Here is a 12,903-nt window from a genome sequence, read left to right on the forward strand (position 1 = left end):
TCGGACCGGGGCATGGGCGTCATTAGTCATGACGGTCACGGGGAGGAACAGATGGCGCGGAGGCGCAAGCCCTGGATGGCGATCACGCTCGCGGTGATCGCCGTGACCGTCACGGTGGGAGCCGGGGCGTACGTGTTCGGGTCGGCCCGGGCGGCCGTCGCCCAGCAGCCGCTACCGCCGGCCGCCGGGGCCGACACAACGGGGGTGGGCACGTCCCCCGGCCCCACTCCTTCGACAGTGGCCACCCCCTCGCCGGAGCCCACCCCCTCGCCGGAGCCTCCGGTCCCGGCCGAGTGTCAGGGCGGGGACAGTCAGACCGAGGTCGAATCCGCGTTGGCCAGGATCGACGGGTACAGGTCGATCACCGTCGACGGGGTCCAGACGGTGGCCGACTGCGAAGTGGTCAAAAAGTTCCAGACCAGGTACGGAATCAGCCCGGCCGCCGGTCGGGCCGGTCCCACGACGGCGGCGGTGGCCCGGCGGCTGGCCGCCAGCCTGGAGGCCGCCGAGCAGGCCAAGTGCCGGGTCAAGGGCCCGGCGCTGACGATCTGCATCGACCTGACCCAGCAGACGGCGTGGGCTGTGCGCGACGGGGCCGTCGTGTGGGGGCCGACGGTCGTGCGTACCGGCATGCGCGGCGGCTACCAGACCCCGACCGGCACGTACGAGATCTTCCGGCGGGCGAAGCGGGAATGGTCGGTGCCCTACAAGGTCTGGCTGCCGTACTGGCAAGCGTTCAACGGCGGCATCGGGTTCCACGAGACGACCACGTACATCCATGACGGCTCGCTCGGCTCGCACGGCTGCGTCAACCTGCTGCACGCCGACGCGGTGGCGCTGTGGAGCACAGCGGGCGTCGGTACGACCGTCAAGGTCTTCGGCAACCGCCCCGGCACCTGATCTTCTCCCGCCCGTCCCGGGATCATCAGGTAGAGGTCTCCTCCGGGACCGCGGCCGTGATGCGGTGCAGCGCGAACGTGTGCAGCATCTCGGTGCGCTCGTCCTCGGCGCGCAGGTACCCGGCACCCATCGACACCGGCCGCACCAGGCGCGAGTTGGTCGCTCCGTGCGCGTCGACGTAACCCACCCACACCCGCGCCTTGTCCCGTAGCGCCTGCTGCAGTACGGCCATGGCCTGGGTGTGTGCCTGCGCGCCGGACAGCCCGGCCGTCCCGCCGTTCGCCCGTACGGTCACCGGGGCTCGGCGGGCGGCGCGCGTCGCGGCATCCCCGCGGCGTAGCTGCTCCACGATGCCGGCCAGCCGGGCGGTGGTGAGCCGCGGCGCGGTCATCGGGTCCTCGACCCGCCGAGGTGGGCCCACCGGGCGGGCCGAGGCGCGTGGGGAGCGCGGTTGCGTCAGTACGGCCGTGCCGGTGGCGTCCTCAGGTACCGGCGAGTACCCCGCCTCCCGCAGCGCGGCCAGCAGCCGGCCGGGCGCGTATGGCGTGATCAGCACCGTCGGAGCCAGCCGCCGCAGGCTGAGCATGGACAGGCGCCGGTCGGCGAGCACCTCGGCCAGCAGCGCCTCGTCGTCGCCGCGCAGATAGGCCCCGGCCGACCCGACGCGCAGGCCACCGTGGCGCCGCGACACGTCGTCGATCAGGTAGGCCAGCGCCTGCGGCACGGGCGTACGGGAGCGCCGCGCGAACAGCGCGTGGAGGTCGGCCGCCACGTACCCGCTGTCCAGCGCCCGGCGGACCGAGTCGGCCGTGACCCGGTACACGCTGGCCGACTCGGCGTCGGCGACCAGCGCCAACTCGCCCGCGAGCGCCGGCTCCGGCGGCCCGGGGACGACGACGGTCAGGTCCGCCTGTACCAGGACATGGTCGACCGGCGCCGGCAGCAGCGCGTCGAGCGCCTCGACCGCCGCCGACGCCGGCGGCTCCGGGGTCAGGCCGAGCGGATCGGAGTCCGGATCGATCTGCTCGGCGGCTGCCACCTCGGCGACCAGCGACCGGGCGTACGAGGTGAGCGCGCCGAGCCCGGTCAATCCGAGCGTGGCGGCCTCGGTCACGGCCGCGTCGTACCCGGCCGACGTCGCGCCGCGACCCATCCGGCGCGGAGCCTGCCAGACCAGGACAGTCCGGACGTCCTCGGCGGTCGGCGCCGTGCCGGGCGGCAGGTCTGCGAGTACGCCCAGGATGGCCCGGCGCTGCCCGGGCGCGCCGACCCGTTCGATGTCGGCGGAGAGCGCGGGTAGCAGCCGGTCCCGGTCGTCCCGCTGGCCGACCAGGCTCGGCAGCCGGGACATGAGCAGCCAGGCGCGGGCGAGCCGGGCCCACCGCTGCCCGAGCGAGGTGATTCGCCACGTGTCGTACCCGGCGGCCGGCAGGACCACCACGTCACCGGTCTCGCCGCCCGACTCGCCGAGCAGGCCGGCCGCATGCGCGACCTCCAACAGCAGCGCGGCGATCGGCTCGGTCAGCCCGACCGCGCGGGCCAGCCGGCGCAGTTCGCGTACGCCCACGCCGCCGGAGCGGAGGATGGGCGCGGGTTCGGCGGCGAGCGCCTCGGCGAGCGCTTCGGTCTGGCGTACGACCTCCATCGCCTGCCCGGCGCCGGCCCGGTCGACCGCCGAGATCTCGCGTACGGGCGCTTCGACCGTCGGCGGCTCCGGCTGCATCGCGCCGAGCGGCCCGACGTCCCGGCGCAGCAGCAGGGACACCTCCCGGGGCAGTTCGACGGCATCGTCGGCGGTCGGTACGAGCAGGTGATGGGCGACCAGCCAGCCCACGGGCGAGTCGGCTGCGGGGTCGGTCAGCGCCGAGCGGCTGACCGTCCCGATCGGCGGGCCGGCGGCGAGCCGGTCGAGGACCGCTCGGGCCGCCGGGGGCGCGGCCAGCACCGTGCGCCGCAGCCCGGCGGCGTCCGCGACCAGGGCCGCCGCGTCGGCGTCGAGGTCCGCGGCGGGCCGGCCCAGGCCGGACGGGTACGGGGAGCACATCTCGTCCACGCCGGCTGCGACGTGCAGGCTGGCGTCGGAGCCGTAGATGACCGAGAGCGCGCGCAACCGGCCGAGCGCCTCGCGTACGCGGGACTGGTCCACGCCGCCCTCGCCGGTCAGTAGCAGGACCGCCTCGACGGAGGTGGTCGCCGTGTCCGGGGCGCGGGAGACCCGCACCGCGTCGAGCACTTCGAGGGTGAACCGGTCGAGCCCGTCGAGGGCACGCGCGACCGACAGCCGTGACTGGGCGCGTACGGCGAGCGCCGAGATGTCCCCGGGCACGGGCATGACGAGGTCCGAACGCAGCGCGATGAGCGCGGCCAGTTCTTGGTCGGGCAGCGAGCGCAGGTGGTCGGCGAGTGTGGCAGCCATCGTCAATTACGCTATCCGGCCGGCGCGGACCTGCGTCGGATGGCGACGATGTCGGTGCTTCCCGGCGGCCGTGTGGGCATGTGATTTGAGCCTCATCAGAGCCTGGACGAGGTCCGCGGCGTCACCGTTGCGGGTGGTGGGTCCGATCCGGCGGCGTAGGTCATGGCAAACTACCCGGGCTTGCGTTGAAAGGATCGAGATGGCTTCTTCGGCGGTTTCCAAGGACTCCACGTCCTCCCGTGCCCACGTCGTGAAGCCGGGGCACCTCCCGGTCACCGAGTTCACGTCCGACCGGCCGGCCTCCAACTCGCCGTTCGGTGACGACCTGACCTTCCCGTTGCCGGTCAGCTCGCTCGTCTACCTGCATCCGACGGAGAACCCCTGGGCCGAGGGTCACTGAGCCCCGCCGTCGATAGCGCGTCCGATGTCCTCGCCTGAACGCCTGACCGTCGGGTTCGACCTCGACATGACGCTGATCGACAGTCGGCCGGGGATCGGGGCGACCTACCGGGCGGTGGCGGCACACACGGGCGTGTACATCGACGTGGATGCCGTGGTGAGCCGGCTGGGGCCGCCGCTGGTCCACGAGATGACCAACTGGTTCCCGCCGGACCGGATCGACGAGGCGGTGGACCTCTACCGGTCGTTCTATCCGGGTCACGCGATCGAGCCGACCCTGCCGCTGCCCGGCGCCGCCGAGGCGCTCGCGGCGGTGCATGCGGCGGGTGGCCGGGTCATCGTCGTCACCGCCAAGCGGGCCGAGCTGGCGCGACTGCACCTCGAGCATCTCGCCCTGGCCGCGGACGTGCTCGTCGGCGACGCCTGGGCCGACGGCAAGGCGGCAGCCCTGCGGGAGTACGGCGCGAGCGTCTACGTCGGCGACCACACCGCGGACATGGCCGCGGCCCGCTCGGCGGACACGGTCGGCGTGGGCGTGCTGACCGGACCGTGCGACGACGACGCGCTCAGGGCGGCCGGGGCGGCTACCGTGCTGCCGGACCTGAGGGGCTTTCCGGCGTGGTGGTCGGCTGTCGGGATCTCGGTTGGACGCCTGGGCGCGACTGGATAGCCTTATCTCGGAAGCCCGGTCTGGCGACGGGCGAACGGTTGTCCCTTCTAATCAGAAGTTGAGGGCGAGCGGTGCCGACGGGGCGTGTGAAGTGGTACGACACGGACAAGGGCTTCGGTTTCCTGACCCGTGACGAGGGTGGCGACGTGTTCGTGCACAAGGCCGCCCTGCCGCACGGCGTGGCTGACCTGAAGACGGGCCAGCGGGTCGAGTTCGGCGTCGTGGAGAGCCGTAAGGGCAACCAGGCGCTGCAGGTGAAGCTGCTCGAGGCCCCGCCGTCCATGGCGGAGCTGCGCCGGCGCCCGCCCGAGGAGCTGCACGGACTCATCGAGGACATGATCAAGGTTCTCGAGGCGAAGGTGCAGCCCGACCTACGGCGCGGCCGTTTCCCGGACAAGAAGGCCTCCCGCACGGTCGCGGAGGTCGTGCACGCGGTCGCCCGCGAACTCGAAATCTGATGGCGTACTGAGGTCGCCGGCGCGCTGCGGTCGCCGGCGGCCTCAGTCGTGCACTCAGCGCAGCGGCGTGGGCAGCGGCGGCGTGAGGCCCGCGGCGGCCGCGCGGTTGAGGAGCGCCTCCACCGCGGCGTATCCTTCGTCGCCCAGGTTCGCGGTGAAGTCGTTGACGTACAGGGCGATGTGCTGGCTCGCCACCGCCGGCTCCAACTCCTGGGCATGGGCCAGCACGTACTCCTGGGTCGCCTCCGGGTCGTTCCAAGCGGCGTGCACCGATGCGCGTACCCACTCCGCGGCCTGGTCCGGGTCGACGGTGCCGCGGCGGGCGAGAATCGCGCCGAGGGGGATCGGCAGCCCGGTGTCGCGCTCCCACCACTCACCCAGGTCGGCCAGCGCGTGCAGGCCGTGCTTGGAGTACGTGAACCGGGCCTCGTGGATGACCAGCCCGGCGTCGTACTTGCCGGCGGCCACCCCGGGCATGATCTCGTGGAACGGCACGATCTTGACCTTCGCCGGCGGGGTGTCGGCCGCCCACAGCCGCATCAACAGGTACGCGGTGGTGCGGTCGCCCGGCACGGCCACGGTGCGTCCGGCGAGGTTCGGCGTCGCCTCCGGGTCGCGTACCACGACCAGCGGGCCGCAGCCGCGCCCGAGCGCCCCACCGCAGGGCAGCAGGGCGTACTTGTCCAGCAGCCACGGCAGCGCGGCGTAGCTCACCTTCACCAGGTCGTACTTGCCCTTCGCCGCGGACGTGTTGGTGACGTCGACGTCCGCGTACGTCACGTCCATCGGTGGCGCGTCCGGTACCAGACCGTGCACGAGCGCGTGGAAGACGAACGTGTCATTCGGGCAGGGGGAGATCGCGAGAGAGAGCGTCACGGCGTCAACTTTGCCAGGCAGGTGAATGCTTCACTTAACCCCTCCAGGGCGTCGCCGATCCGCCAGGCGTCGCGATCACGCGGACCGACCGGGTTCGATATCGTCCGTAGCTCGACGAATGGCACGCCTGCCTGCGCCGCTGCCGTCGCGACGCCGAAGCCCTCCATCGCCTCGGCCACCGCGTCCGGATACCGGGCAGTCAAGTCGCGGGTACCGGCGAGGGTGCCCGTGACCGTCGAGACGGTCAGCACCGGCCCGGTGGCCACGTGCGGTACGGCTGCGGTGACGGCAGCGACCAGCTCCGGGTCGGTGGCGAGGGTGGCCGTGCCGAAGCCGAGTTCGTCGAGGCCGATGAACCCGTCCGGCGAGTCCGCGCCGAGATCCGCCGCGATGCTGGCGGTCGCGACGGTCGTGCCACCGATCGGGACACCGATGCCGCCGCCGATACCGGCCGACAGCACCGCGTCGAAGCGCCCCAGTGCGAGTACCCGTGCGGTTGCGGCAGCAGCCGCAGCCGAACCGACGCCGCCGGCCTCGACCATGACGGCGCTCTCCGCCGCGACGCCGGCCCCGCTGAGCCCTCGCAGCACCGCCTGCCGCTCGGGCTCGACCGCGGTGACGACGAGGACCCGACGGTGGCCGAGAAAGTTCACGAGTCGTCCTTGAGGTCGAAGGTCGGATCGGTACCGGACGGCCGGTAGAGGTGGTATCCGGCCGGCGGGTCCGCCTCGGACTCTACGAGAACGCGCGTCGGGCTCGTTTCGGGCTCGGGACCGCCCGTGCGGGTGGTCGTCGGATCCGCCCGTACCGTCCGCTCCGCTGCCGGCGCGGGCGGCGCTGCGGGAGTGGCCGGCACGGGTGCCGTGGGCGACTCTTCCGGCGCCGGTGAACCGTTCAGGCGGTCCTTGCGCAGCCGCCCGGCGGCCAGCACCGCCCGGGCCAGCGCGAGCACCAGCAGGGCCGCGAGGATCCCCAGGCCGAGCCGGCCGTGGAACGGGATCAGCCCCAGCGCGCCCCCGGCCACCCAGGCGAACATCAGCAGCGTCTCGGAGTGGGCGAAGGCGCTCGCGCGTACCCGTTCGGGGACCCGCTCCTGGATCACCGCGTCGACGGTGAGCTTGGCCAGCCCGCTCCCAACCGCGGTGACCAGGCAGAGCGCGGCGACGACGACCAGGTCGTACACGGCGACGGCGGCGATGGCGGCGACCGTGCCGGCGGCGACCGCGCCGGCCTGCAGGAGCGCAGGACGGCGGATGCGCAGGGTGGTGCCCACCGCCGTGGCCAGGAACGAGCCCAGCCCGAGCGCCCCGGCGACGACGGCCATCGCGGTGGTTGGGTTCAGCGACGGGGCCGGTAGGTCCCGTGAGCGGATCGCGAAGGCGAGGAACAGGGTCAGGAAGCCGTACGCCGCCCGGAGCGTGGCGCTGCCGGCGAGGCTCGCGATGACCAGGCGGCCGGAGAGCACCTTGGCGCCCTTGCGGCCGGGGAGTTGGAAGGCCCGGGGGACGACCTCGGGCGGCTGGGAGTCGGCGCGCGGGGGCAGGCGGAGCGCGACCACCATGCCGAACACGAAGACGATCAGCGACAGGCGCAGTGGCAGGGCGGGGCCGAACAGGGCGGCCGACGCGAGGCCGATCGGCGCGACGACGGCACCGGCGACGGTGCCGAAGACCGAGGCCCGCGCGCCGGCCGCGGACAGGCCGAGCCCTGCCGGGAGGACGCGGGGCACGGCCGCGCTGCGGGCCACCCCGTACGTCCGGGACAGCACGAGCATGCCGAAGGCGGCCGGGTAGAGCGTGTACCCCCCGATGTGCTCGGAGATCATGTACGCGAGGAAGGCGCGGCCGAGCATGGTCAGCGCCAGCGCGTATCGCCGGCCGTGCCGGAACCGGTCGAGCACCGGGCCGACGACTGGCGCCAGCAGCGCGAACGGCAGCATCGTGACCAGCAGGTAGAGCGCCACCCGGCCGCGCGCCTCGCCGACCGGCACGCTGAAGAAGATCGTGCCGGCCAGCCCGATCGCGACGAGGGTGTCACCGGCACAGGAGGCGGCGTGCAGGTCGAGAAGGCGGATCATCCCCGCCTCGCCGGCGCCGCCGCGCTGCCGGGCCACCAGCACATTGCGGCTCACGAACCGCGCCGTGCGTGCGCCTGCCCCGGCCAGGCCCCGGGTCGCGAGCGCGGCCAGCAGCGCGGTGCGGCCGAGGGTACGCACTACCGACATGCCCACCATCCTGACCCATCGCTGCCGCCCGCAGGCCCCCGTAGGCTACGTTCTGCGTCGATGTCACCGGTGGCAGATTGCGTCGATGGCATGAACGACTTCCGCTCGATGCCGTGATGTGGAGAAAGTTGAGGCAGAATATTCGAGTGACAAGGGCAGTTGGCAGGGGTGCCGCACGGGCGGCGAAGCTGGATCAGACGTGTGCTGACGCGGTGGGCGTGGCCCGTTCCGCGTTGTCGGAGGTGGACCCCGACCACGTCGGCGAGCACCTGTCGGCGCTCGCCGAGGGCGATCGGGTGGTGACCCACCTCTTCAATTGCCTGCTGCCCGGCTACCGGGGCTGGCGCTGGGCCGTCACTGTGACCCGGGCTCCCCGCAGCCGGCACGTGACGATCTCCGAAACCGCGCTGCTGCCCGGTCCGGACGCGCTCCTCGCACCCGAGTGGGTGCCGTGGCAGGAGCGGCTGCGCCCGGGTGATCTCGGGGTCGGCGACATCCTGCCGACCGACGCCGATGACGAGCGGCTGGTCCCCGGTTACCTGCAGTCCGACGACTGGGCGGTCGAGGAGGTGTCCTGGGAGCTCGGCCTGGGCCGGCCGCGGGTGATGTCGCGCGAGGGCCGGCTGGACACCGCGCAGCGGTGGTACGAGAGCGATCACGGTCCGGACGCGCCGATCTCGGTCGCCGCGCCGCGGACGGCCCGCTGCGGTGGCTGCGGCTTCTACCTGCCCCTCGCGGGTTCGATGCGGCAGGCCTTCGGGGTCTGCGCCAACATGTACGCGGCCGACGACGGCCGGGTCGTCAGCGTCGACCACGGGTGCGGCGCCCACTCCGAGGTGCTCACCGAGCAGAACAATGCGCCGGTGGACGAACTGCCAACGGTCTACGACGACAGTGAGGTCGAAGAGGTCCACTGATCGGGCGTCTTTTTGGGGGAGGGCGCCCCTCTTGCGGTCTATGGCCGTAGAGGGGCGCCCTCCTCACGTACCGGGGAAGTTTGCCGCTACTCGCCGTGCCGGCGCCGCCGGTTGGCGTCGTGTTTGATCATGACGGCCAGGCCGGGGAAGCCCCACAGAAAGCCGGCGAGGCAGATCGCCAGCCAGTCACCGTGGCCGTGGGTCGCCAAGGTGTCGCGGAACGGCAACAGCGCGAGGCCGGCGATTGCCCATATCGTCATGCCGCCGATCGCGAACGGCACCATCGGCGGGTCGAGCGCGGCGAGCCGGGAGGGCGGCGCTGGCTGGGCGCCGTCGGTCGGCTGCGGCTTATCGGTGGTCGGCACGGCGTCAGGGTACGCGGTGTGAGCTGCGCGATCACGTGACTGCCCTCACAAATACAACTGTTTAGCTAAGCTCATTAGTTAAGCTAACGATTGTGCCGGTACGCATGGCGTCGAATGAGCAGACCGCAGCCCTGCTGCGGGACGCGATCAATCGGCTCACCCGCCGGCTGCGCCAGACCAGGCCCGTCGGGGAACTGACCCAGAGCCAGTTCTCCGCGCTCACGAGCCTGGACCTGGCCGGTGCGCTCACACCGCGTGAGCTTGCCGAGGCCGAACGGGTGCAGCCGCCGACCATGACGAGGATCGTCAACAGGTTGGAGGAGCGCGGGTTGGTTCAGCGCCTCCCGCACCCCACCGACCGCCGGCAGGTGGTCCTCTCGACGACCGAGTCGGGTAGATCGGTGCTCGCCGCGAATCGGCGGGCCCGCGAAGCCTGGCTCGGCGGTCAGGTCGCGACGCTGAGCGCGGAGGAGCAGGAGACGCTCCGGCGGGCGGCGCACATTGTCGACCGGATAAGCAGGGCCTGACCGACACGTTTCAGTTGGCCGGCCCCGAGGGACGAGTACTTAAGGAGGCGCTCACCAGCGTGCGGTTACGGCTGAGCAACACATTTCGATCACTACGGGTCAGGAACTACCGGCTCTTCGCCACCGGTCAGCTCGTCAAGCTGACCGGCGTCTGGATGCAGTTCACGGCGCAGGACTGGCTGGTCCTGCAGCTGTCCCACCACCGCCCGACCGCGCTCGGCACGGTGACCGCGCTGCAGTTCCTACCCGTACTGATTCTCACGCTCTACGGCGGCAAGATGGCCGACCGGTACGACAAGCGCAAGTTGCTCATCGTCGTCAACGCCGCGTTCGCCGCGGTCGCCGCCGTGCTGGGCGTACTGGTCGCGACCGGCGACGTACAGCTGTGGCATGTCTTCGCGGTTGCCGCCGTCAGCGGAACGATCAATGCCATCGAAGGGCCCGTCCGCCAGTCGTTCGTCTCCGAGCTGGTCGGCCGGGAGCTGCTGCCCAACGCACTCGCCCTGTCGGCGGCCACCTTCAACTCCGCCCGCATCATCGGGCCCGCCGTCGCGGGCGTGGCGATCGGCTGGATCGGTATCGGTCCGGTGTTCCTAGCCAACGCGGTGATGTGCGTCGGCCCGCTGGTCTCCTCGATCCGGATGCGCCCCGCGGAGCTGTACCGCCGGGAGCCCGGACAGGTCGCGTCGCGGGATGCCCGTGTCATCGACGGGCTGCGCTACACCTGGCACCGTCCGGACCTCGTCATCCCGATGCTGCTGGTGATGATCGTCGGGCTGTTCGGCTTCAACTTCCCGGTCACGCTCGCGGTGACCGCCACCACGGTCTTCCACGCCGGTCCGCAGTCGTTCGGGCTGCTCTCCACCGCGCTCGCCCTCGGCGCCCTCGGCGGCGCCCTGGCGGGCAGCGGACGGCGCAGCCGCCCGTCGATCTACATCGTGCTCACCGCCGCCCTGGTGTTCGGCGTGTTGGAGACGCTGGTCGGGTTCGCCCCCACCTACCTGGCGGCGATCATCCTGCTGGTCCCCACCGGCTTCTTCATGATCTATTTTGCGCAGGCGGTCAACCAGCGGATTCAGCTCGGCGCCGATCCCGAGTTCCGGGGCCGGGTCGTGGCGCTCTACATGCTCGTCTTCCTCGGTACGACGCCGTTCGGCGCCATGCTCATCGGCTGGGCGGCCGAGCAGTTCGGGCCCAGGTCCGGCATGTGGCTGGGCGGGCTCGCGTCGGTACTGGCCGCCATCGTGATGGGCGTCGTCCAGCTACGCCGCGCGGACGCGGAGATCGGCGTGCACATGCGGCCACGCCCGCACGTCTACGTCCGGGAGCCCGCCGCCGACGGCCGTGTCATCGACTTCCGCATGCCCGCCATCCGGCCAGCGGCGCGCTGACCGCACTGGCAGGTCACGTCCGACCGGGCATAGCCTCGGGGTGTGGCGCGGTTGTGCACTCTCCGGCAAACCGGCCCGCGACGGCCGCAGGAGCTACCGTGAGGCTGTTCGTCGCCGCGTACCCACCGGCGGATGTGCGTGGCGACTTCGAGGACGTGGTACGTGACCTCGTCGTCGGCCAGCCCCGCGAGCAAGGGCAGTCGGTGCGGCTCGCTTCGCCCGAGAACTGGCACGTCACGCTCGCGTTCCTCGGCGACGTGCCGGACGAGAAGGTCGACGACGTCCGGCTGGTGGTGGACCGGGCAGTCGAGCGCTGGCGCGCCGGTCGGGAATCCGACTCGGGCGACGCCCCGGCTGTCCGGATCGCCGGCGGCGGCAGGTTCGGTCGCAACCGGTTCACCACGCTCTGGGCGGGGCTGAGCGGCGACGTCGACGAGCTCGGTGACGTCGCCGACGCGCTGCGCCGGGAGCTGCGCGCGGCGCGGTTGCCGTACGACAACAAGCCCTTCCGTGCGCACGTGACGATCGCCCGTCCCGGTGACCGGATCACTCCGGACGAGCTGACCGCCGACCTGGCCGCGCTGGACGCGTACGAGAGCCCGCCGTGGACGGTCGACAACATCCGCCTCATGCGTAGCCAGCTCGGCCCGCGGCCGGCGTACGAGTCGATGCACGAGGTCGCGTTAACCTAACGATCTTGGACACTTGGACCGGCTATGGGCGGCCTGAGTGTCCAAGATCGCGGAAAGGTCCTACCAGGCCCAGGCCTCGGGGCCCGGGCCGCCCTTGCCCACCGGCGGGAACAGCTCGTCGAGCCGGGCGAGGGTCTTCTCATCGAGCGTGATCTCCAGCGCGCGCAGGGAGTTGTCCAACTGCTCGACCGTACGGGGGCCGACGATCGGGGCGGTCACGCCCGGCCGGGACAGCAGCCACGCCAGCGCCACGTCGGCCGGCTCGTGGCCCAGTTCGGCGGCGAGCTTCTCGTACGCCTCGATGGCCTCGCGGTTGGCCTCGAGGTCCTGGCTCGACCGGCCCTCGGTCGACCGCGACCCCGTGCCCTCCCGCCGCTTGCGGAGCGCGCCGGACAGCAGCCCGCCGTGCAGCGGCGACCAGGGGACGATGCCGATGCCGTACTCGATCGCGGCGGGCACGACCTCCAGTTCGACGTAACGGGTGAGCAGGTTGTAGATGCACTGCTCGCTCACCAGGCCGAGGAAGTGCCGCTTGGCGGCCGACTCCTGCGCCGCGACCAGGTGCCAGCCGGCGAAGTTCGAGGAGCCGACGTAGCGCACCTTGCCCTGCGCCACGAGGATCTCCATCGCCTGCCAGATCTCCTCCCACGGCGTGCTCCGCGAGACGTGGTGCATCTGGTACAGGTCGATCCAGTCGGTCTGCAGCCGGCGCAGCGACTCGTCGCAGGCGCGGATGATGTGGCGCGCGGACAGGCCCTGCTCGTTGGGCCAGTCGCCCATCTTGCCGTACACCTTCGTGGCGAGGACGACCTTGTCGCGCCGGCCGCCGCCCTGCGCCAGCCAGCGCCCGATGATCTGCTCGGTGACGCCCTCGCCGGTCTTCCAGCCGTACACGTTGGCGGTGTCGAAGAAGTTGATCCCGCGTTCGAGCGCGCGATCCATGATCGCGTAGCTGTCTTCCTCGGAGGTCTTCGGCCCGAAGTTCATGGTGCCCAGACAGAGGCGACTCACCAGAAGTCCGGTGCGCCCCAGATTCGTGTACTCCATCACCCCACCCTAAGCGGGCGG

14 protein-coding genes are annotated in these 12,903 nt (G+C 71.9%); 8 read left to right on the top strand and 6 right to left on the bottom strand.

Going from position 1 to position 12,903, the window contains the following annotated elements:
* Window positions 1–51: 51 nt before the first annotated feature.
* Entirely contained in the window at window positions 52–900 is an 849-nt protein-coding gene (locus tag HC028_RS20355; protein ID WP_168078973.1) for a L,D-transpeptidase, read from the top strand.
* A gap of 25 nt (window positions 901–925) precedes the next feature.
* On the opposite strand, the gene HC028_RS20360 is transcribed toward HC028_RS20355, so the two are convergent.
* On the bottom strand, window positions 926–3,316 hold the full coding sequence (locus HC028_RS20360) for a helicase-associated domain-containing protein (protein WP_168078974.1): 2,391 nt from the start codon (window positions 3,314–3,316) through the stop codon (window positions 926–928).
* A gap of 199 nt (window positions 3,317–3,515) precedes the next feature.
* On the opposite strand from HC028_RS20360, the gene HC028_RS20365 reads away from it, so the two are divergent.
* From HC028_RS20365 to HC028_RS20375, 3 genes are all read left to right on the top strand, one after another.
* Window positions 3,516–3,716 carry a hypothetical protein gene (locus HC028_RS20365; RefSeq protein ID WP_168078975.1) on the top strand — a complete coding sequence of 67 codons (201 nt, stop codon included), beginning with the start codon at window positions 3,516–3,518 and terminating at the stop codon, window positions 3,714–3,716.
* Between the two features lie 24 nt (window positions 3,717–3,740).
* Window positions 3,741–4,385, top strand: a complete 645-nt coding sequence (locus HC028_RS20370; RefSeq protein ID WP_168078976.1) for an HAD family hydrolase — start codon at window positions 3,741–3,743, stop codon at window positions 4,383–4,385.
* A gap of 71 nt (window positions 4,386–4,456) precedes the next feature.
* Complete coding sequence (locus HC028_RS20375; protein ID WP_168078977.1) at window positions 4,457–4,843, top strand: cold-shock protein; 387 nt, start codon at window positions 4,457–4,459, stop codon at window positions 4,841–4,843.
* A 54-nt stretch (window positions 4,844–4,897) separates the two neighbouring features.
* On the opposite strand, the gene HC028_RS20380 is transcribed toward HC028_RS20375, so the two are convergent.
* From HC028_RS20380 to HC028_RS20390, 3 genes are read right to left on the bottom strand one after another with little or no spacing between them, the layout of a single operon-like run.
* A complete protein-coding gene (locus tag HC028_RS20380; protein WP_168078978.1) occupies window positions 4,898–5,719 on the bottom strand; it encodes a 1,4-dihydroxy-6-naphtoate synthase in 822 nt (273 codons plus the stop codon).
* Window positions 5,716–6,372: a futalosine hydrolase gene (locus HC028_RS20385; RefSeq protein WP_168078979.1), complete on the bottom strand. Its 657-nt coding sequence runs from the start codon at window positions 6,370–6,372 to the stop codon at window positions 5,716–5,718. Before HC028_RS20385 ends, HC028_RS20380 begins: the two co-directional genes overlap by 4 nt.
* Window positions 6,369–7,952, bottom strand: a complete 1,584-nt coding sequence (locus HC028_RS20390) for an MFS transporter (RefSeq protein WP_168078980.1) — start codon at window positions 7,950–7,952, stop codon at window positions 6,369–6,371. Before HC028_RS20390 ends, HC028_RS20385 begins: the two co-directional genes overlap by 4 nt.
* A 119-nt stretch (window positions 7,953–8,071) precedes the next feature.
* Between HC028_RS20390 and HC028_RS20395 the strand changes: the two genes are divergently transcribed.
* On the top strand, window positions 8,072–8,860 hold the full coding sequence (locus tag HC028_RS20395) for a DUF3027 domain-containing protein (protein WP_239075510.1): 789 nt from the start codon (window positions 8,072–8,074) through the stop codon (window positions 8,858–8,860).
* Between the two features lie 86 nt (window positions 8,861–8,946).
* Here the strand turns inward: HC028_RS20395 and HC028_RS20400 are convergent, their stop codons facing one another.
* Window positions 8,947–9,144 carry a DUF2530 domain-containing protein gene (locus HC028_RS20400; RefSeq protein WP_168079050.1) on the bottom strand — a complete coding sequence of 66 codons (198 nt, stop codon included), beginning with the start codon at window positions 9,142–9,144 and terminating at the stop codon, window positions 8,947–8,949.
* 185 nt (window positions 9,145–9,329) lie between these two features.
* On the opposite strand from HC028_RS20400, the gene HC028_RS20405 reads away from it, so the two are divergent.
* From HC028_RS20405 to thpR, 3 genes are all read left to right on the top strand, one after another.
* A complete protein-coding gene (locus HC028_RS20405) occupies window positions 9,330–9,752 on the top strand; it encodes a MarR family transcriptional regulator (protein WP_168078982.1) in 423 nt (140 codons plus the stop codon).
* A 59-nt stretch (window positions 9,753–9,811) separates the two neighbouring features.
* Entirely contained in the window at window positions 9,812–11,143 is a 1,332-nt protein-coding gene (locus HC028_RS20410) for an MFS transporter (protein WP_168078983.1), read from the top strand.
* A gap of 98 nt (window positions 11,144–11,241) precedes the next feature.
* Window positions 11,242–11,835, top strand: coding sequence for an RNA 2',3'-cyclic phosphodiesterase (gene thpR / locus HC028_RS20415; protein ID WP_168078984.1), 594 nt, complete (start codon window positions 11,242–11,244; stop codon window positions 11,833–11,835).
* A 60-nt stretch (window positions 11,836–11,895) separates the two neighbouring features.
* Here the strand turns inward: thpR and HC028_RS20420 are convergent, their stop codons facing one another.
* Entirely contained in the window at window positions 11,896–12,882 is a 987-nt protein-coding gene (locus HC028_RS20420) for an aldo/keto reductase (RefSeq protein WP_168078985.1), read from the bottom strand.
* Between the last annotated feature and the right edge of the window lie 21 nt (window positions 12,883–12,903).

This window comes from Planosporangium flavigriseum (assembly GCF_011947225.1).
Lineage (GTDB): Bacteria > Actinomycetota > Actinomycetes > Mycobacteriales > Micromonosporaceae > Planosporangium > Planosporangium flavigriseum.

Bases quoted from the DNA above. Each gene is read 5' to 3' on its own strand.
- HC028_RS20355 (WP_168078973.1), top strand. From the start codon at position 52: ATGGCGCGGAGGCGCAAGCCCTGGATGGCGATCACGCTCGCGGTGATC.
- HC028_RS20360 (WP_168078974.1), bottom strand. From the start codon at position 3,316: ATGGCTGCCACACTCGCCGACCACCTGCGCTCGCTGCCCGACCAAGAA.
- HC028_RS20365 (WP_168078975.1), top strand. From the start codon at position 3,516: ATGGCTTCTTCGGCGGTTTCCAAGGACTCCACGTCCTCCCGTGCCCAC.
- HC028_RS20370 (WP_168078976.1), top strand. From the start codon at position 3,741: ATGTCCTCGCCTGAACGCCTGACCGTCGGGTTCGACCTCGACATGACG.
- HC028_RS20390 (WP_168078980.1), bottom strand. From the start codon at position 7,952: ATGGTGGGCATGTCGGTAGTGCGTACCCTCGGCCGCACCGCGCTGCTG.
- HC028_RS20400 (WP_168079050.1), bottom strand. From the start codon at position 9,144: ATGGTGCCGTTCGCGATCGGCGGCATGACGATATGGGCAATCGCCGGC.
- HC028_RS20405 (WP_168078982.1), top strand. From the start codon at position 9,330: ATGGCGTCGAATGAGCAGACCGCAGCCCTGCTGCGGGACGCGATCAAT.
- HC028_RS20420 (WP_168078985.1), bottom strand. From the start codon at position 12,882: ATGGAGTACACGAATCTGGGGCGCACCGGACTTCTGGTGAGTCGCCTC.